Origin of the sequence: Olsenella sp. An188 (genome assembly GCF_002160255.1) — a bacterium.
In the GTDB taxonomy this organism is placed as follows: Bacteria; Actinomycetota; Coriobacteriia; order Coriobacteriales; family Atopobiaceae; genus Thermophilibacter; species Thermophilibacter avistercoris.
Map to the genome: position 1 here is coordinate 1 of NZ_NFKF01000009.1, position 17,197 is coordinate 17,197.

Sequence of the window (17,197 nt, forward strand, 5' to 3'; positions counted from 1 at the left end):
GGCCGCCACGGGGGCAGCGGGGGCGGGCGCCGGCGCCGCCACGGGGGCCGCCGCGCCGCACTCGAGCTCGACGGCAGAGCCGTCGGACTCCTCGACGCGCACGCGGGTGAGGCCGTGGCTTCTCATGATGTCCGCGATCTGGGAGATCTTCTCAGAGTCCATGCTAGCTCCTCTCCACGGCGCGCAGCGCCAGCGCGGCGTTGTGGCCGCCAAAGCCGAGGTTCGTGGAGAGAGCCCAGGTGAGCTGGCACTCCACCGCCTCGTTGGGCGTGTAGTCGAGGTCGCACTCCGGGTCGGGGGTGCGGTAGTTGATCGTGGGCGGCACGACGCCGTTCTCGAGCGCCAGGGCGCAGGCCATGGCCTCAACGGCACCCGTGGCGCCGATCATGTGCCCGGTCATCGACTTGGTGGACGAGATGTGAGCGGCGCGGGCGGCCTCCTCGCCGAGGGCGCGCTTGAAGCCGAGCGTCTCGGAGGCGTCGTTGAGCTTGGTGGAGGTGCCGTGCGCGTTGATGTAGAGGCCCTCCTCCGGCTTGACGCCGCCCTCCTCCACCGCCTGGCGGATGGCGCGCGCGATGCCGCCGGCCTCGGGGTCGGGGCTCGTGATGTGGTGGGCGTCGTCGGTGTTGCCGTAGCCCACGACCTCGGCGTAGATGTGGGCGCCGCGAGCCACGGCGTGCTCCCACTCCTCGAGCACGAGCACGCAGGCGCCCTCGCCCATCACGAAGCCGTTGCGGTCGGCGTCGAAGGGGCGGCAGGCCGTGGCGGGGTCGGGGTTGGTGGTGAGGGCGCGGCAGCTCGTGAAGCCGGCGACGGACTCCGGCATGACGGCGGCCTCGGAGCCGCCGGCCAGGATCGCGTCCGCATAGCCGTGCTTGATGGCGCGGAAGGCCTCGCCCACGGCGTGGGCCGAGGTGGCGCAGGCGGTGACGACGGGCAGCGTGGGGCCGTAGGCCTTGTGACGGATAGCGATGTTGCCGGACGCCATGTTCGCGATCATCATCGTGATCATGAACGGGGAGGCGCGGCGCGGGCCGCGCTCGGCGATGGTGTGGACGTTGTCGGCGAAGGCCTGGATGCCGCCCACGCCCGAGCCCACGTAGACGCCCAGCCGCTCGTGGTCCACCGCGCCCTCGGCGTCGAGGCCGGAGTCGGCCATGGCCTCGTCGGAGGCCACGAGCGCGTAGAGCACGTAGGGGTCCTGGTGCGCGGCGTCCTGCCTGCCGAGAAGCGCCACGGCGTCGAAGTCCTTGACCTCGGCGGCCACCTTGACCTTGAAGTTCTCGGTGTCGAAGTGGGTGATGGGGCCGATGCCGCACTTCCCCGCGACCATGGCCTCCCAGGTCTCCTTGGCGGTGTTGCCGAGCGGCGTCACCGCCCCGATGCCGGTGATTGCTACCCTGTGTTCCATCTCGTCTCCCAACGATGACGCGAAGGGACGGTCCCCTCGCATCATTTTCTATTGGCCCAAGCGGGGACGACCCCCCTTCGGGCCAGCTGCTTACATCGCCATGCCGCCGTCGACGCGAATGACCTCGCCGGTCACGTACGAGGCGGCTTCGCTCACGAGGAAGCGGGCGACGGCGGCCACCTCGTCTGCGCTCGCGAGGCGGCCGAGCGGGATCTGCTTCTCGTAGCCCTCGCGAACCCCCTCGGCAAGCACCGCGGTCATGTCCGTCTCGACGAAGCCCGGGGCGATGGCGTTGACCGTCACGCCGCGCGGCGCGAGCTCGCGCGCCACGGACTTGGTCATGCCGATGAGGCCCGCCTTCGAGGCCGCGTAGTTGGCCTGGCCGGCGTTGCCCATGAGGCCCACGACCGAGGCCATGTTCACGACGCGGCCGCCGCGCTGGCGCATGAAGCCGCGGGTGAGGGCGCGCGTCATGTGGAAGGCGCCCTTGAGGTTGACGTCGATGACGCGGGCAAAGTCCTCGTCGCTCATGCGCACGAGCAGGCCGTCGCGCGTGACGCCCGCGTTGTTGACGAGCGCCCACACGGAGCCGAAGTCGGCGAGAACCGCGTCCACCGTTGCCTTGACGGCCTCGGCGTCCGAGACGTCGCAGCGGTAGGCGCGCGCGGTCGCGCCGGCGGCCTCGCAGGCGGCGACGGCCTCGGCGGCCGCGGCCTCGTTGCCCGCATAGACGAGCGCGAGGTCAAAGCCGTCGGCGGCGAGCCCCTCGGCGACGGCGCGCCCGATGCCGCGGGACGCGCCCGTCACGAGGGCCACGCGACGGCTGGCGTCGCGCTCAAGGGTTCCGGTCTTCTCGGCCATCTAGTCCTCCTTGGCAGGGTCGAGCGCGGCGAGAACCGCCTCGAGCTGCTCGACGGTCTCGCACGGCAGCGCCGTGACGTTCTCGAGCGTGCGGGTCACGAGGCCCGTGAGCGTCTTGCCGGGCCCCACCTCGACGAAGGTGTCCACGCCCATGGCCGCCATGGCCTCGAGGGTGCGGACCCACTGCACGGGGTTGGCCACCTGGCTGGCGAGAAGCGCCACGCGCGCCTCCTCGTCGGCCGGGTAGGCCTCGGCGGTGCGGTTGGCGATTACGGGGACGCCCGGCTCGGCCGGCGCGTGCCCGTCCGCGAGGTAGGCGGCCAGGCCGCGCTCCGCCTCGGCCATGAACGGGCTGTGGAAGGCGCCCGAGACGGCCACCTTCATCGCACGTCCCTTGGCCTCCTTCACGAGCGCGTCGAGCTTCTCGCATGCCTCGGCCGTGCCGGCAACGACGGTCTGCAGCGGGCTGTTGTAGTTCACGGGCCAGGCGTCGCCCGCCTCGGCGGCCAGGCGCTCCACGGTGGGGGCGTCGAGCTTCACCACGGCGCGCATGGCGCCGGGGTTCTTCTCGGCGGCGTCCGCCATGAGCTCGGCGCGGTGGCACACGAGCTCGAAGCCCCGCTCGTCGCTGTAGGCGCCGGCAAACGTGAGGGCGGCGACCTCGCCCAGCGAGAAGCCCGCCACCACGTCCGGGCGCACGCCGCGGGCCTCGAGGGCGCGGGCGGCGGCGAGGTCGGCAGCAAAGACGCACGGCTGGGTGTTGATGGTCTGCGCCAGCTCCTCCTTGGTGCCGGAGAGGCACTGCTCGGTGGTGCCGGGGCGCACGGCGTCGGCCGCCTCGAAGACGGCACGCGCCGCGGGCTCGGACTCGATGAGGTCCGCGCACATGCCGGGGTGCTGGGCACCCTGGCCGGCGAAGAGGAACGCTACCTTACCCATTGGTTCGCCCCCGCCAGGACCTTCTCGGCGCCGTTCACGAGGTCGTCCACGATCTCGAGCGCGCTCTGGCGCTCCTTCACCATGCCGGCGATCTGGCCGCACAGGAACGAGCCGTGCTCGTAGTCGCCCTCCTTGGCCGCCTTGCGCAGCGCGCCCGTGCCGAAGGCGTTGAGCTCGTCGACCGAGGCGCCCTCGGACTCCATCTTGAAGTAGGCGTTGGAGAACGGGTTCTTGAGGGCGCGCACGGGGTGGCCGGTGGAGCGGCCGGTGGCGCGGGTGGAGATGTCGTTGGCCTTGAGGACCATGTCCTTGTACTGGTCGGACACGGTGCACTCGTCGGCCACGAGGAAGCGCGTCCCCACCTGGACGCCCACGGCGCCGAGCATGAGGGCGGCGGCCACGCCGCGCCCGTCGGCGATGCCGCCGGCGGCGATCACGGGGATCTTCACGGCGTCGACGACCTGCGGCACGAGGGCCATCGTGGTGGTCTCGCCGATGTGGCCGCCGGACTCGGTGCCCTCTGCCACGACGGCGACGGCGCCGGCGCGGGCCACGAGCTTGGCCATCGCGACGGAGGCCACCACGGGGATGACCTTGATGCCGGCCGCGTTCCAGGCCTTCATGTACTTCGTGGGGTTGCCGGCGCCCGTCACGACGACGGGCACGTGCTCGTCCACGACGACCTGGGCCACCTCGTCGGCGAACGGGCTCATGAGCATCACGTTCACGCCGAAGGGCTTGTCGGTCTTCTCGCGCAGCTCGTGAATCTGGTCGCGCAGCCAGTCGGCGTTGGCGTTCATGGCCGCGATGATGCCCAGGCCGCCAGCCTCGGAGACCGCCGCGGCCAGGGACGCGTCGGCGATCCAGGCCATCCCGCCCTGGAAGACGGGCTTCTCGATGCCGAGAAGGTCACAGATGGGGGTGCGCAGCATGACTAGTTCTCCAGGAGGGAGTCGACCATCTCGACGAACTCGCCGATGGTGGCGGGGTTGGACTCGGCGTCGATCTCGATGCCGAACTCGTCCTCGCAGGCCATGACGGCCTCGACGGTGGCGAGGCTGTCGAGGCCGACCTCGGCGAGCGTGGTCTCGGGGGTCATCTCGACGTCGTCGAGGCCGCCCTGCTCGCGGACGATCGCGCACACGCGCTCAAAGGTGCTCTGGTCTGCCATGGTGGTTCTCCTTCTTTTCCATGCGCCCGGCGGGCGCTCCAATGGACGGTGGTCGATGGCCGGGGTCGGCTGCCGCCTAGCCCCAGTGCAGGAGCATGGCCCCGACGTCGAGGCCCGCCCCGAATCCAACGAGGGCAACGAGCTGGCCCGCCTCGAGCTCGCCCGCGCGGGCGAGGCGGTCGAGGGCGAGCGGGATGCACGCGCTCGAGATGTTGCCCGTCTCCGAGAGGGCTCGGGCGACCTTGGCGTCGTCGATGCCGAGGCGCGCCACCCCCGAGGAGAGAATGCGCTCGTTGGCCTGGTGGAACACGAAGTGGTCGATGTCGTCGATCGCGACGTGGGCCTCCTCGCAGAGGGTGCGCACGGAGTCGACGATCGCGTTGACGCCAAACTTGAAGACGCGGCGCCCCTCCATGGAGAGGACGCTCGCGGCACGCTCGGTCTCGTCGTAGGGGGACGAGCCGGCGATGCCCGGGACGTGGAGGATCTCCACGGCGGGCTCGGTGGTGAGGCTCGTGGCAAGCGGGCTCTCGCCGCCCGCGGCCAGGACCGCCGCGGCGGCGCCGTCGCCGAACAGGACGCACGTGGCGCGGTCCTGCCAGTCGACCACGCGGCTCATCTTCTCCGCGGCGACCACGAGCACGCGCTCGGCGCGCCCGCGCGCGAACCAGCCGTCAGCGACGTCGAGCGCGAAGACGAAGCCCGCGCAGGCGGCGGAGACGTCGAAGGCCGGGCACGAGGCGCCGAGGCCCTCGGCGACCGCGCAGGCCTGAGCCGGGATGAGGTGGTCGCCGCTCGTGGTCGAGCAGATGATGAGGTCGAGCTGGCCGGGCGTCACGCCGGACGCGTCGAGCGCGCGGCGGCACGCCTCGAGGGAGAGGTCGTCGAGGGTCTCCGTGGTGCAGATGCGCCGGCTCGCGATGCCGGTGCGCGGGAAGATCCACTCGTCGGAGGTGTCCAGAAACTCGGAGAGGTCGTCGTTGGTGACCGAGCGTGCCGGAAGCGCCGACCCCGTGCCCAGTATGCGGAATCCCAACCTGCCCGCCTTCCGTCGTGGTTGTTAACGAGTCAACATCTCTTAGGTAGGCTAGTCAATGTGCGCGCGCTGAAGGCGTTCTTTCTTCAGCTTCTCCATTTTGCCACGATGTCTCCACATGGGGAATGCTCTCTGTGGCCCATACGGTGGGCGGCGCATCGGCGGGGCGCACGGCACGCCGCTTAAAGATCCGGGGTTATGGCAGCATGCGTTGCGACGACGCTTAAAGATCCGGGGTTGTGGCAGCCCCGTCCCCTCCCCGTGACGACCTGGCGATAAGAACGCCCAGGTAGTGGCCACTCCCCGAGGTTCTTCTCGCCGCATGGGGGCGCTCTGGGAGCGCCCGCCCTGCCACAACCCCGGATTTCTAAGCAACTTGGAACGGCCGATTGCCATAACCCCGGATTGTTAAGCAACAGGCGGGGCTTCACCGGCGCGCATGCCGCACAACCTCCCTAGAATGGACCAATATCGCCACGAGAGGAGGGCTATGCGGCATCTGCCCATCAAGACGCTCGACGAGGTCGACTCCACCAACGACGTTGCGCTCGCCGCCGGTCGCGACGGCGCGCCGCACGGGTGGGCCGTCGCGGCGCGGCGCCAGACAGCCGGGCGCGGGCGGCGCGGCCACGTCTGGGAGTCGCCGGAGGGAAACCTCTACCTCTCGGTTCTGCTGCGCCCCCAGGTGGCGCCGACGCGCCTCCCGGGGCTCGCCGCAGCCTGCGGACTCGGCGTGCTCGACGGCCTGAAGGCGCTCGGCGTTGCAAACGAGGCCCAGCTCAAGTGGCCCAACGACCTGCTCGCGCGCGGGCGCAAGCTCGCGGGGATCCTCGTGGAGGTCGGACGCGACGGGCGGGGCGGGGCCTTCGCCGTCTGCGGGGTCGGCGTCAACGTCGGGGGCGCCCCGCGCGACCTGGGAGCGATCGCGCTTGCCGAGCTGGCCGCCGGGGCCGCGCCTTCCTTCACGTCCCTTGCGGAGGCGCTGCGCGGCGGCGTGGTCGCGCGCGTGGGGTCCTGGGCCTCCTCGGGCGGTGACCGCCCGCTCGACGGAGTCCGCGAGGCCTACCTGGAGCGGCTCGCCTGGCGGGGCGAGGAGGTCGTGGCCCGGTCGCCGGACGGCTCCGAGCTCGCGCGCGGCACACTCGAGACCGTGGACGCCTGGGGCCGCGCGGTTCTTCTCGCCCCGGACGGGATCCGGGTGCCCGTCTCGGCCGAGCAGGCCTCCCTGCGCCCCGCGTGACAGTTAGGGCAGGGCAAGCCACCCCAACTGCGACGGGCGCCGACCCCCGAGGGAGCCGGCGCCCGGTCAAGCGCTTCTAGCGAGAAGGGCTACTCGCCGTCGTGCTCGCTCTCCTGACGGACCACCTGGGAGAGGAGGTCATCGAGGGAGCCGAGGTCCTCGTTGATGATGTCGGAGTCGCCGCCGGCGGACTCGGTGCCGCCGATCAGCTCGTCATCGTCAAAGTGGTGCGTGGACGGCGCGGCCGTGCCGAGCATGATGTCGGCGTCGGCGTCAGGCGAGAAGACCATGTTGAGCAGCTGGGAGAGATCCTCGCTGTCGGCCTCGTCGTTGTCCGGCTCCAGGATGTAGAGCAGCCCGCGAGCCTCGAGGCCGTCGCGCAGCTCCTCAATCGCCTTGGCGCCGATGCCGTCGATGCGCAGCAGGTCGTCCTCGGTCTTGCCGATGAGGTCGCCCACGGTCTCGATGCCCACCTCGCTGAACTTGTTGGTCCAGCGCTGCGAGACGCCGAGGTCGTCGAAGAGGTAGAGCTTGGCGTCCTCGCTGGAGAGCGTGCGGCCGTTCTTGGAGTACACGCCGCCGAAGCCGTAGTCGTCGCCGACCCAGTCGAGCTGCTTGGGAAGCTGCTCCTCGATGCCCTTGAGCTCGTCGGGAGCCCACTCGGGCAGGCTCTTGGCAAGCGGGCTCGTGGGGCCGTCGATCTTCGTGCCGTGGTAGGTGAGCTCGACGTTGTTGTACGCGTCGAGGCCCGTGCCGGCCGGGATCTGCTTGCCCACGATGACGTTGGACTTGAGGTCGAGCAGGTGGTCCACGTCACCCTCGATGGCGGCCTCGGTGAGGACGCCGGCGGTGCGGATGAACGAGGCGCTGGAGAGCCAGGAGTCGATGCTCGAGGCAACCTTGAGCGTGCCCAGGATGACGGGCTCGGCCTCGGGCGGCGTGCCGCCGGCGAGGGTGACGTTGCGCACCGTGTCGGCGAAGACGTAGCGGTCGACGTACTGGCCGAGCAGGTACTGGGAGTCGCCGGGGTTGGTCACCTGGACGCGACGCAGCATCTGGCGAGCGATGACCTCGATGTGCTTGTCGTTGAGGTCGACGCCCTGGCTGGTGTAGACGTCCTTGACCGACTCGACGAAGGTGTGCATCGTCGACTCGATGTCGGTCAGGCGGCGCAGCTTGCGGAAGTTGACGAAGCCGCGGGTGATCTGGTCGCCGGCGCGCACCTCGACGTTGTCCTCGACGCCCGGCATGAAGCGCACGGACGCGGGGACGCGCCACTCCTCGATGACGCGGGACTGGTCCTCGGGGTCAACGATGCGCAGGAGGTACTCGGCCTGCTCCGGCGTGATGCGCAGGAGGCCGGACACCGGCGCGAGGTCGGCCTCGCGGCCGAGGATCTTCTCGTTGACGTTGCCGACGACGTCGAACATGCGGGCGACCGTCGGGAGGCCCTGCGTGATGTCGTCGGCGCCCGCGACGCCGCCGGAGTGAATCGTGCGCATCGTGAGCTGGGTGCCCGGCTCGCCGATCGACTGGGCCGCGATGATGCCCACGGCCGTGCCGATGTTGACGGGACGGCGCGTGGAGAGGTCCCAGCCGTAGCACTTCTGGCAGACGCCGTACTTGGACTTGCAGGTCAGCAGCGCGCGGAGCTCGACCTTCTTGAGGCCGTGCTCGACGAGCATCTCGAGGTCGTCCTTGGACTCCACGTAGGCGTCCTTGGCGATAAGAACCTCGCCGGTGGCGGGGTCGCAGATGTCGTTCAGGGCGCAGCGGCCGATGAGGTCGGTGTCGACGGAGGTCTGGCCCGGCTTGATGAGCGGGTAGGTGACGCCCTCGTCGGTGCCGCAGTCCTCCTCGCGGACGATGACGTCCTGGGCCACGTCGACCAGACGACGGGTCAGGTAGCCGGAGTCGGAGGTGTGGGAGGCCGTGTCGACGAGGCCCTTGCGCGCGCCGTAGGTGGAGATGAAGTACTCCAGCGGCTCGAGGCCCTCGCGGAAGTTGGCCTTGATCGGCAGGTCGATGGTATCACCGGACATGTCGGCCATGAGGCCACGCATGCCGGCGAGCTGACGCAGCTGGGTCTTGGAGCCACGGGCGCCGGAGTCGGCCATCATGTAGATGGGGTTGTCCTCGGCAAAGCCCGCGAGCATCTCCGTGGCGAGAAGGTCGGTGCACTCGGTCCACGCGTTGACGACCTCGGTGTGACGCTCCAGCTCGGAGAGGAAGCCGTCCTCGTAGTACTCGTTGATCTCGTCGACGCGCTCCTGCGCCTCCTCGAGAAGCTGCGGCTTGTCCTCGGGCGTGGTGGCGTCCCAGACGGAGACCGTCAGGCCGGCGAGGGTTGCGTAGTGGAAGCCCGTCGCCTTGATGGCGTCGAGGATCGGCTCGACCTCAGCCGTGGTGTAGCGGTCGCAGCAGTCGTTGACCAGGGCGCCGATGTCGCTCTTCACCATCTTGTAGTTGATGAAGGGGTAGTCGGCGGGCAGGCACTGGCGGTTGAAGATGATGCGGCCCGGCGTGGTCTCGAAGCGCGCGTTGCGCTCGGTGACGTCGAGGTCCTCGTAGACGCCCTTGGCGGTGAGCACGCGGAAGATGCGGCGGTCACCCTCGACGACGTTGGCGTCGGCGGAGGTCACGCGCACGGTGACGCGCTGCTGCAGGTCGAGGTCCTGGTTCATGTCGATGGCGAGAAGCGCGTCGTCGAAGTTGGCGTACACGGGCACCTCGGCGCCCTCGACGCTCTTCTCGGTCGTGAGGAAGTACGAGCCGAAGACCATGTCCTGCGACGGCACGGTGAGCACCTTGCCCGAGGCGGGCGAGCGCAGGTTGTTGGAGCTCAGCATGAGCACGCGGGCCTCGGTCTGGGCCTGCGTGGACAGCGGCACGTGCACCGACATCTGGTCGCCGTCGAAGTCGGCGTTGAACGGGGCGCACACGAGCGGGTGCAGGTGGATGGCCTTGCCCTCCACCAGGACCGGCTCGAAGGCCTGGATTGAGAGGCGGTGCAGCGTGGGTGCGCGGTTGAGCAGGACGAGGCGGTCCTGGATGACCTCCTCGAGCACGTCCCACACGGCCGGGAGCTGGCGGTCGATCGCGCGCTTGGCGCCCTTGATGTTCTCGACCTTGCCGAGCTCGACGAGGCGGCGCATCACGAACGGCTTGAAGAGCTCGAGGGCCATCTGGGACGGCAGGCCGCACTGGTGCAGCTTGAGCTTGGGGTCGACGACGATGACCGAGCGGCCGGAGTAGTCGACGCGCTTGCCGAGCAGGTTCTGGCGGAAGCGGCCCTGCTTGCCCTTGAGGGCCTCGGCGAGCGACTTGAGCGGGCGCCCGCCACGGCCGGTGACGGGACGGCCGCGACGGCCGTTGTCGAAGAGCGCGTCCACGGACTCCTGGAGCATGCGCTTCTCGTTGTTGACGATGATCGCCGGGGCGTCGAGGTCGAGCAGGCGCTTGAGGCGGTTGTTGCGGTTGATCACGCGACGGTAGAGGTCGTTGAGGTCCGACGCGGCGAAGCGGCCACCGTCGAGCTGCACCATCGGGCGCAGGTCGGGCGGAATCACGGGGATGACGTCGAGGATCATGTTGGCCGGGTCGTTGCCGCCCTTGAGGAAGGCGTCGACGATCTCCAGGCGCTTGATGGCCTTCTCGCGCTTCTGCTTCTGCGCGGTGTCGGAGGCGATGATCTGGCGCAGCTCCTTGGCCTCGGCCTCGAGGTCGATGCCGCGCAGCAGCTCGCGCACGGCCTCGGCGCCCATGCCGCCCTTGAAGTAGAGGCCGTAGTAGCGCTTCAGCTCCGAGAAGAGCCCCTCGTCGGAGATGAGCTCGCCCTTCTCGAGGGTCATGAGCTTGTTGTAGGCCTCCTCGCGCAGGCGCTTCTCGTCCTCGTACTCTGCCTCGAGGTCGGCGATCGTGGCGCGGAGGTCCTCCTCGGTGTAGGGCTCGCCGAACTCGTCCTCGGGGGCGGCGGCGCGCTCGCGCTCGCGCTCGATCAGCTCGTCGCGCTCGGCGTCGAGCTCCTCGAGGTCGGCGTCGAGCTCCTCCTTGATCTCGCCCGCGTCGGCCTGGAGAGCCTCGGTGTCCACGTCGGTGATGATGTAGCTCGCGAAGTACAGGACCTTCTCGAGGTCCTTGCTCTTGATGTCGAGCAGGCGGGCCAGCGGGAAGCTCGTCGGGCTCTTGAAGTACCAGATGTGGCTCACCGGCGCGGCGAGCTCGATGTGGCCCATGCGCTCGCGGCGCACCTTGGCCGTGGTCACCTCGACGCCGCAGCGCTCGCAGACGATGCCGCGGAAGCGGATGCCCTTGTACTTGCCGCAGGCGCACTCCCAGTCCTTGACCGGGCCGAAGATCTTCTCGCAGAACAGGCCGTCCCTCTCGGGCTTGAGGGTGCGGTAGTTGATGGTCTCGGGCTTCTTCACCTCGCCGTTGGACCAGCTGCGGATGCGGTCGGCAGAGGCAAGCGAGATCTTGATCGCGTCGAAGTCAGTGGTGTCGAAATCTGCCACAGTCGCTACTCCTTATCGCTCGTCGCGTCGCCCACGAGGGCGGTCTCGAGGTCGTCGGCAGCGCTCGCGGCTGCCTCGCCGTCACCGGCGGCGTCGGCCATGTCGGCGAAGACGTCGACGGCGCTCGCGGCCTCCTCGGCCGCCTCCTGCTCGACGCGCTCGGGGCGCCTCTTGTAGGAGATGGGCTCGATGTCCAGGGCAAGGGAGCGAATCTCCTTGACGAGGACCTTGAAGGACTCGGGGATGCCCGCGGACGGCACGTTCTCGCCCTTGACGATGGACTCGTAGGTCTTCACGCGGCCGTTGGTGTCGTCGGACTTGACCGTGAGGATCTCCTGGAGGACGTTGGCCGCGCCGTAGGCGTACAGGGCCCAGACCTCCATCTCGCCGAAGCGCTGGCCGCCGAACTGGGCCTTGCCGCCCAGGGGCTGCTGCGTGACGAGGCTGTAGGGGCCGGTCGAGCGGGCGTGGATCTTGTCGTCCACCATGTGGCCGAGCTTCAGGATGTAGCTCGTGCCCACGGTGATCGGGCTCTTGAAGGCCTCGCCGGTGCGCCCGTCGTAGAGCGTGGTCTTGCCGAGGCTGTTGAGCTGCGGGACGAACTCCTCGCGCATGTGGTCGCCGTAGTCGAGGCGGGCCTTGTTCATCATGTTGATGTTGGTGCGGCGCAGGACCTCGGCGACCTCGACGTCGGTGGCGCCGTCAAAGACGGGCGTGGCCACGTTGATGGGGCCGGGCACGTAGCGCTCGGAGCTCTCGGACTCGTCGTCCCAGCCGTGGGCGGCACCCCAGCCGAGGTGGCACTCCAGGAGCTGGCCGACGTTCATACGCGAGGGGACGCCCAGCGGGTCGAGAAGGACGTCGACGGGCGTGCCGTCGGCCATGTAGGGCATGTCCTCGACGGGCAGGACGTTGCAGACGACGCCCTTGTTGCCGTGGCGGCCGGCGATCTTGTCGCCCTGCTGGATCTTGCGGCGCTGGGCGACGAAGACGCGGACGAGCTCGTTGACGCCGGGCGGGAGGTCGTCGCCGGCCTCGCGGCTGAAGCGGACCACGTCGACGACGCGGCCGTAGGCGCCGTGCGGCATCTTGAGGGAGGTGTCGCGCACGTCGTGGGCCTTGGCGCCGAAGATGGCGCGCAGGAGGCGCTCCTCGGCCGTGAGCGCGGTCTCGCCCTTGGGCGTGACCTTGCCGACGAGGATGTCGCCGGGGCCGACCTCGGCACCGATGCGGATGATGCCGTCGTCGTCGAGGTTGGCGAGCATGTCCTCGGAGAGGTTCGGGATCTCGCGGGTGATCTCCTCGGGACCGAGCTTGGTGTCACGGGCGTCGATCTCGTGGCGGGAGATGCTGACCGACGTGAGGAGGTCCTCCTGCACGACGCGCTCGGACACGATGATGCCGTCCTCGTAGTTGAAGCCCTCCCACGGCATGTAGGCCACGGTCAGGTTGGCGCCGAGGGCGAGCTCGGAGTGGTCGATCGAGGTGCCGTCGGCGAGCGGCTGGCCCGCCTCGACCTTCTCGCCGGCACGGACGATCGGGCGGTGGTTGATGCAGGTCGACTGGTTGGAGCGCTCGTACTTGGGCAGGTCGTAGCGCTCGGAGCCGTACTCGTCGGAGTAGACCACCACGTGGGCGGCGTCGACCTCGGAGACGGTGCCGGCGTGCGCGGCGCAGATGAGCTCGCCGGAGTCGAGCGCGGCGCGCTCCTCCATGCCGGTGCCCACGAACGGGGCGTGCGCGCGAATCAGCGGCACGGCCTGGCGCTGCATGTTGGCGCCCATGAGGGTACGCTTGGCGTCGTCGTGCTCGAGGAACGGGATGAGGTTGGCGGCCACGGAGAGCAGCTGACGCGGGGAGACGTCCATGTAGTCGACGTCCTCGACCATGACCTGCGCGGGCACGCCGAAGGAGCCGTCGAAGTCGCGCGTGCGGGCGATGATGCGCTCCGGGTGCGTGATGTTGCCCTTGGAGTCGATCTCGACGAACTCGCCGGTCTTGGGGTCGATCGGCGTGTTGGCCGGGGCGATGTTGTGGGACTCCTCCTCGTCGGCGGTCATCCAGTGGATCTCGTCGGTGACCTTGCCGTCGACCACGCGACGGTACGGCGACTCGATGAAGCCGTACTCGTTGACGTGGGCGTAGAGCGCGAGCGAGCCGATCAGGCCGATGTTGGGGCCCTCGGGCGTCTCGATCGGGCACATGCGGGAGTAGTGCGAGTTGTGGACGTCGCGCACGGCCGTCGGCACGTTGGTGCGGCGGCTCGAGCCGGACTTGTGGCCCGCGAGGCCGCCAGGGCCGAGCGCCGAGAGACGACGCTTGTGGGTGAGGCCGGCGAGCGGGTTGGCCTGGTCCATGAACTGGGAGAGCTGCGAGGAGCCGAAGAACTCCTTGATGGCGGCCACGATCGGGCGGATGTTGATGAGCGACTGCGGCGTGATGTCGTCGGCGTCCTGGGAGGCCATGCGCTCGCGCACCACGCGCTCCATGCGGCTCATGCCGATGCGGAACTGGTTCTGCACGAGCTCGCCCACCGTGCGGACGCGACGGTTGCCGAAGTGGTCGATGTCGTCGACGCGCTTGGTGTCGTCGCCGGCGTGCAGGGCCAGCAGGTAGCGGATGGCCTCGATGATGTCCTCGTGCGTGAGCACGCGGCTCGTGGCGTCGTCGGAGAGCTCGAGCTTCTTGTTGACCTTGTAGCGGCCCACGCGCGCGAGGTCGTAGCGCTGCTCGTTGAAGTAGAGGCCGTCGAGCAGGAGTCGGCCGGCGTCGGCGGTGGCGGGCTCGCCGGGGCGCTGACGCTGGTAGATCTCCTTGAGAGCCGCCTCGCGGGTGGTGGAGGCGTCGCGCTCGAGGGTGTTGCGCACGACGTCGGAGTCGCCGAGCAGGGAGAGGACCTCGTCGTCGCTCTCGGCGATGCCGAGGGCGCGCAGGAACACGATCGCGGACTGGCGACGCTTGCGGTCGATGGAGACCACGAGGTGGCCGCGCTTGTCGACCTCGAACTCGAGCCACGCGCCGCGGGCGGGGATGAACTGCGCCTTGTGGACGCGCACGCCGTTGTCCATCTCGGTGGAGAAGTACACGCCCGGCGAGCGGACGAGCTGCGAGACGACGACGCGCTCGGTGCCGTTGATGATGAAGGTGCCGCGGTCGGTCATGAGCGGGAAGTCGCCCATGAAGACGAGCTGCTCCTTCATCTCGCCGGTCTCCTTGTTGACAAAGCGCACGTCAACGAAGAGCGGTGCCTGGTAGGAGATGTCCTTGGCGCGGCACTCGGCGATGGTGTGGGCCGGGTCGCCGAACTGGTGGTCGCCAAAGACCACCTGCATGGTGTGGGCGGAGTTCTCGATCGGGGAGAACTCGGCAAAGGACTCCGCGAGCCCGTCGCCCATGAAGTGCTCGAAGGACTCCTTCTGAACCGAGATCAGGTTCGGGAGCTCCATGGCCGGGGCAATCTTGCTAAAGGTCTTGCGTCCGGTCGTGCCTTGTGGTTTGGTAAGAGCAGTCTTTGCGGTAGACACCAGGCTTTTCCTCCTTCAAAAGGGTGGAAGGCGGCAATTGTCGCAACGTAATAATCTACCGAAACCCCCATCACCGGTCAATGAAAAGTCTTGACTTGCACCCCGTTTTCGGGTAAATACGCCACTCCAACTCTGCTACCTGCGCAAACGCCGGCGAGAAGAACCTCAGATTATGTAGGTTCGGTGTGGTGCGTCCCGCCGCTCACGGCCGTGCGTGCCCCCGGTCGTCGTGCTGCGGCCGCACTCAACGCCCGCACCCAACAGGTGCGTGCTCCGGCGCGTGACGAGGCCGCACTCCGCGGCAGGGCGCGAGAGGGTGCCCGCACCCAGGTTCTTCTCGCCCCCTGCGCGACCGCACCTCTCAAGTGCGGGCCTCAAGTGCGTGCGCCGGCGAGAAGAACCTCCCCTCGGTCCTCCCCGCCAACAGAAAAAGGGGTCGGACCCGAAGGTCCGACCCCCGAAGGTGCGCTGTGCGCGTGACCCTGGTAAGCGAACTTACTTGAGGGTGACGGTGGCGCCGGCCTCCTCGAGCTGCTTCTTGGCGGCCTCGGCGTCCTCCTTCTTGGCGCCCTCGAGGACGGCCTTGGGGGCACCCTCGACGACCTCCTTGGCCTCCTTGAGGCCAAGGCTGGTCAGAGCGCGGACGACCTTGATGACGGCGATCTTGTTGTCGCCGAAGCCCTCGAGCACGACGTCGAAGTTGGTCTTCTCCTCCTCCTCGGCGGCAGCGGCGGCCGGAGCGGCGGCCACGGCGGCAACGGGGGCGGCGGCGGACACGCCGAAGGTGTCCTCGATAGCCTTCACGAGCTCGGAGGCCTCAAGAAGGGTCATCTCCTTGAGGGCGTCAATGATCTCCTCGGTGGTAAGCTTGGCCATTTTAGTTTCCTTTCGGTCCCGTGCGGCGAGCACGGATTGCTTGTCTTCGTTCGGGGCGCGTGCCCCGGGGTGCGCGGACGGTGCCGCGCGTGGCTGCTAGGCAGCCTGCTTCTGCTCCGACACGGCGCTGACGGTGCGGGCGAGGCCCGACGGGACCTCGTTGACGCACACGGCGATGCCGCGGGCGAAGCCGCTGATGAGGCCAGCGATCTGACCCATGAGCTGCTCGCGGTTGGGCAGGTCGGCGTAGGCCTTGGCCTCATCGGCCGTGAGGGCCTTGCCGTCTGCGATGGCGCCCACGAACTCCATCTTCTTCAGCTTCTCGGACTGCTCCTTGATGACCTTGGCGGCATCGACGGGGTCCTTCTCGAAGAAGACGTACGCGCAGGTGCCCGCGAGGGCGTCATCGAGCGTCGGCATGCCGGCGTTCTCCAGGGCGAGCTTGACGATGTTGTTCTTGTACACCTTCATCTCGGCACCCGCCTCGCGCAGGGCGCGGCGGACCTCCTGGGTCTCCTTGACGGAGAGGCCGCGGTAGTCGACGACAAAGACGCCCTGGGAGGCCTCGAGCGAGCTCGCGACCTTCTCCAGCATCTCGACGTTGGACTTGGATGGCATGTTCTTGCACCTCCCTTGCATGCGGTCTGGCACGAGCCGCCAACGCTGGCGGGCCTTCCGCATGAGAAGACCCCGCTTGGCGCAGCCAAAGCGGGGTCCTCGAAGATGCTATCTCTGAGACCACCTCGGCAGGCGGGTTTCCCCTTTGAGCCTTGCGGCACCGGCTGTCTTTGGCAGCGGACGTGCGATGTTCACTACACACGAGACGGGCGTCTCGCGCTCGGTCATTCTGACACGAGGCAAGACGCCCGTCAAGCGCTCTTCACAAAATCTGGCGAGAAGGACTAGTCCTCCATGAGGTTGCGGGTCTTGGAGGAGTCGACCTTGATGCCAGGGCCCATCGTGGTGGAGATCACGACGGACTTGACGTACTTGCCCTTGGCGCTCGACGGCTTGACGCGGAGCAGCTCGTTGATGAGCGCGCCGTAGTTCTCGACGAGCTTCTGGGTGTCGAAGGACACCTTGCCCATCGGGACGTGGCAGATGCCGTAGCGGTCGGCGCGGTACTCGACGCGGCCGGCCTTGAGCTCGCCGACCATCTTGGCGACGTCCATGGTCACGGTGCCGAGCTTGGGGTTGGGCATGAGGCCGCGGGGGCCGAGGATCTTGCCGAGGCGGCCGACCTTGCCCATCATGTTGGGCGTGGCGATGGCGGCGTCGAAGTTCAGCTCGCCGGCCTGGATCTGGGCGACGAGGTCATCGGAGCCGATGACGTCGGCGCCGGCGGCCTCGGCCTCGCGGGCCTTCTCGCCCTCGGCGAAGACGGCGACGCGGACGGTCTTGCCGGTGCCGTGGGGCAGGGAGATGGAGCCGCGGACGTTCTGGTCGGCCTTGCGGGTGTCGACGCCGAGACGGACGGCGACCTCGACGGTCTCGTCAAACTTGGCGGGGGCGAGCTCCTTGGCGAGCTCCATGGCCTCCTTCGGCGAGTAGAGCTTGGAGCTCTCGACCTTGGCGGCGGCGGCCTTGTAGTTCTTTCCGTGCTTGGGCATTGTGTTACCTCCTGT

General features: G+C 68.8%; 12 protein-coding genes. 1 reads left to right on the forward strand and 11 read right to left on the reverse strand.

The features are described from left to right. Positions 1-163: 163 nt before the first annotated feature. The 6 genes from fabF to B5F23_RS09035 all read right to left on the reverse strand — a co-directional run bounded on the left by fabF (position 164) and on the right by B5F23_RS09035 (position 5,418). Complete coding sequence (gene fabF, locus B5F23_RS09010) at positions 164-1,411, reverse strand: beta-ketoacyl-ACP synthase II (RefSeq protein WP_087354046.1); 1,248 nt, start codon at positions 1,409-1,411, stop codon at positions 164-166. A gap of 90 nt (positions 1,412-1,501) precedes the next feature. Beyond that, complete coding sequence (fabG, locus tag B5F23_RS09015) at positions 1,502-2,272, reverse strand: 3-oxoacyl-[acyl-carrier-protein] reductase (RefSeq protein ID WP_087354049.1); 771 nt, start codon at positions 2,270-2,272, stop codon at positions 1,502-1,504. Further along, the gene (locus tag B5F23_RS09020; RefSeq protein ID WP_087354052.1) at positions 2,273-3,211 is read right to left on the reverse strand and encodes an ACP S-malonyltransferase; all 939 of its coding nucleotides are present in this window, start codon (positions 3,209-3,211) and stop codon (positions 2,273-2,275) included. It abuts the gene before it with no gap. Then, the gene (fabK, locus tag B5F23_RS09025; RefSeq protein WP_087354055.1) at positions 3,199-4,143 is read right to left on the reverse strand and encodes an enoyl-[acyl-carrier-protein] reductase FabK; all 945 of its coding nucleotides are present in this window, start codon (positions 4,141-4,143) and stop codon (positions 3,199-3,201) included. Before fabK ends, B5F23_RS09020 begins: the two co-directional genes overlap by 13 nt. Positions 4,144-4,145: 2 nt before the next feature. Continuing rightward, positions 4,146-4,382, reverse strand: coding sequence for a phosphopantetheine-binding protein (locus tag B5F23_RS09030; RefSeq protein WP_087354058.1), 237 nt, complete (start codon positions 4,380-4,382; stop codon positions 4,146-4,148). Between the two features lie 76 nt (positions 4,383-4,458). Further along, positions 4,459-5,418 carry a 3-oxoacyl-ACP synthase III family protein gene (locus tag B5F23_RS09035; protein ID WP_087354061.1) on the reverse strand — a complete coding sequence of 320 codons (960 nt, stop codon included), beginning with the start codon at positions 5,416-5,418 and terminating at the stop codon, positions 4,459-4,461. Between the two features lie 490 nt (positions 5,419-5,908). Here B5F23_RS09035 and B5F23_RS09040 point away from each other — a divergent pair, with 490 nt between their 5' ends. Further along, positions 5,909-6,658: a biotin--[acetyl-CoA-carboxylase] ligase gene (locus tag B5F23_RS09040; RefSeq protein ID WP_087354063.1), complete on the forward strand. Its 750-nt coding sequence runs from the start codon at positions 5,909-5,911 to the stop codon at positions 6,656-6,658. A gap of 89 nt (positions 6,659-6,747) precedes the next feature. Here B5F23_RS09040 and B5F23_RS09045 read toward each other — a convergent pair whose 3' ends face one another. The 5 genes from B5F23_RS09045 to rplA form a co-directional block, all read right to left on the reverse strand. Then, entirely contained in the window at positions 6,748-11,172 is a 4,425-nt protein-coding gene (locus B5F23_RS09045; protein ID WP_087354066.1) for a DNA-directed RNA polymerase subunit beta', read from the reverse strand. A 5-nt stretch (positions 11,173-11,177) separates the two neighbouring features. After that, positions 11,178-14,618, reverse strand: coding sequence for a DNA-directed RNA polymerase subunit beta (gene rpoB / locus B5F23_RS09050; protein ID WP_241145845.1), 3,441 nt, complete (start codon positions 14,616-14,618; stop codon positions 11,178-11,180). A 573-nt stretch (positions 14,619-15,191) separates the two neighbouring features. Next, positions 15,192-15,572: a 50S ribosomal protein L7/L12 gene (gene rplL, locus B5F23_RS09055; RefSeq protein ID WP_087319559.1), complete on the reverse strand. Its 381-nt coding sequence runs from the start codon at positions 15,570-15,572 to the stop codon at positions 15,192-15,194. A 96-nt stretch (positions 15,573-15,668) separates the two neighbouring features. After that, positions 15,669-16,190 carry a 50S ribosomal protein L10 gene (gene rplJ, locus B5F23_RS09060; protein ID WP_087354072.1) on the reverse strand — a complete coding sequence of 174 codons (522 nt, stop codon included), beginning with the start codon at positions 16,188-16,190 and terminating at the stop codon, positions 15,669-15,671. A gap of 284 nt (positions 16,191-16,474) precedes the next feature. Then, positions 16,475-17,182 carry a 50S ribosomal protein L1 gene (rplA, locus tag B5F23_RS09065; protein WP_087354075.1) on the reverse strand — a complete coding sequence of 236 codons (708 nt, stop codon included), beginning with the start codon at positions 17,180-17,182 and terminating at the stop codon, positions 16,475-16,477. Positions 17,183-17,197 lie beyond the last annotated feature (15 nt).

What these genes read in the sequence shown, in the direction of transcription:
- fabF (WP_087354046.1), bottom strand. Translation starts at nt 1,411, where the DNA reads ATGGAACACAGGGTAGCAATCACCGGCATCGGGGCGGTGACGCCGCTC.
- fabG (WP_087354049.1), bottom strand. Translation starts at nt 2,272, where the DNA reads ATGGCCGAGAAGACCGGAACCCTTGAGCGCGACGCCAGCCGTCGCGTG.
- B5F23_RS09020 (WP_087354052.1), bottom strand. Translation starts at nt 3,211, where the DNA reads ATGGGTAAGGTAGCGTTCCTCTTCGCCGGCCAGGGTGCCCAGCACCCC.
- fabK (WP_087354055.1), bottom strand. Translation starts at nt 4,143, where the DNA reads ATGCTGCGCACCCCCATCTGTGACCTTCTCGGCATCGAGAAGCCCGTC.
- B5F23_RS09030 (WP_087354058.1), bottom strand. Translation starts at nt 4,382, where the DNA reads ATGGCAGACCAGAGCACCTTTGAGCGCGTGTGCGCGATCGTCCGCGAG.
- B5F23_RS09040 (WP_087354063.1), top strand. Translation starts at nt 5,909, where the DNA reads ATGCGGCATCTGCCCATCAAGACGCTCGACGAGGTCGACTCCACCAAC.
- rpoB (WP_241145845.1), bottom strand. Translation starts at nt 14,618, where the DNA reads ATGGAGCTCCCGAACCTGATCTCGGTTCAGAAGGAGTCCTTCGAGCAC.
- rplL (WP_087319559.1), bottom strand. Translation starts at nt 15,572, where the DNA reads ATGGCCAAGCTTACCACCGAGGAGATCATTGACGCCCTCAAGGAGATG.
- rplJ (WP_087354072.1), bottom strand. Translation starts at nt 16,190, where the DNA reads ATGCCATCCAAGTCCAACGTCGAGATGCTGGAGAAGGTCGCGAGCTCG.
- rplA (WP_087354075.1), bottom strand. Translation starts at nt 17,182, where the DNA reads ATGCCCAAGCACGGAAAGAACTACAAGGCCGCCGCCGCCAAGGTCGAG.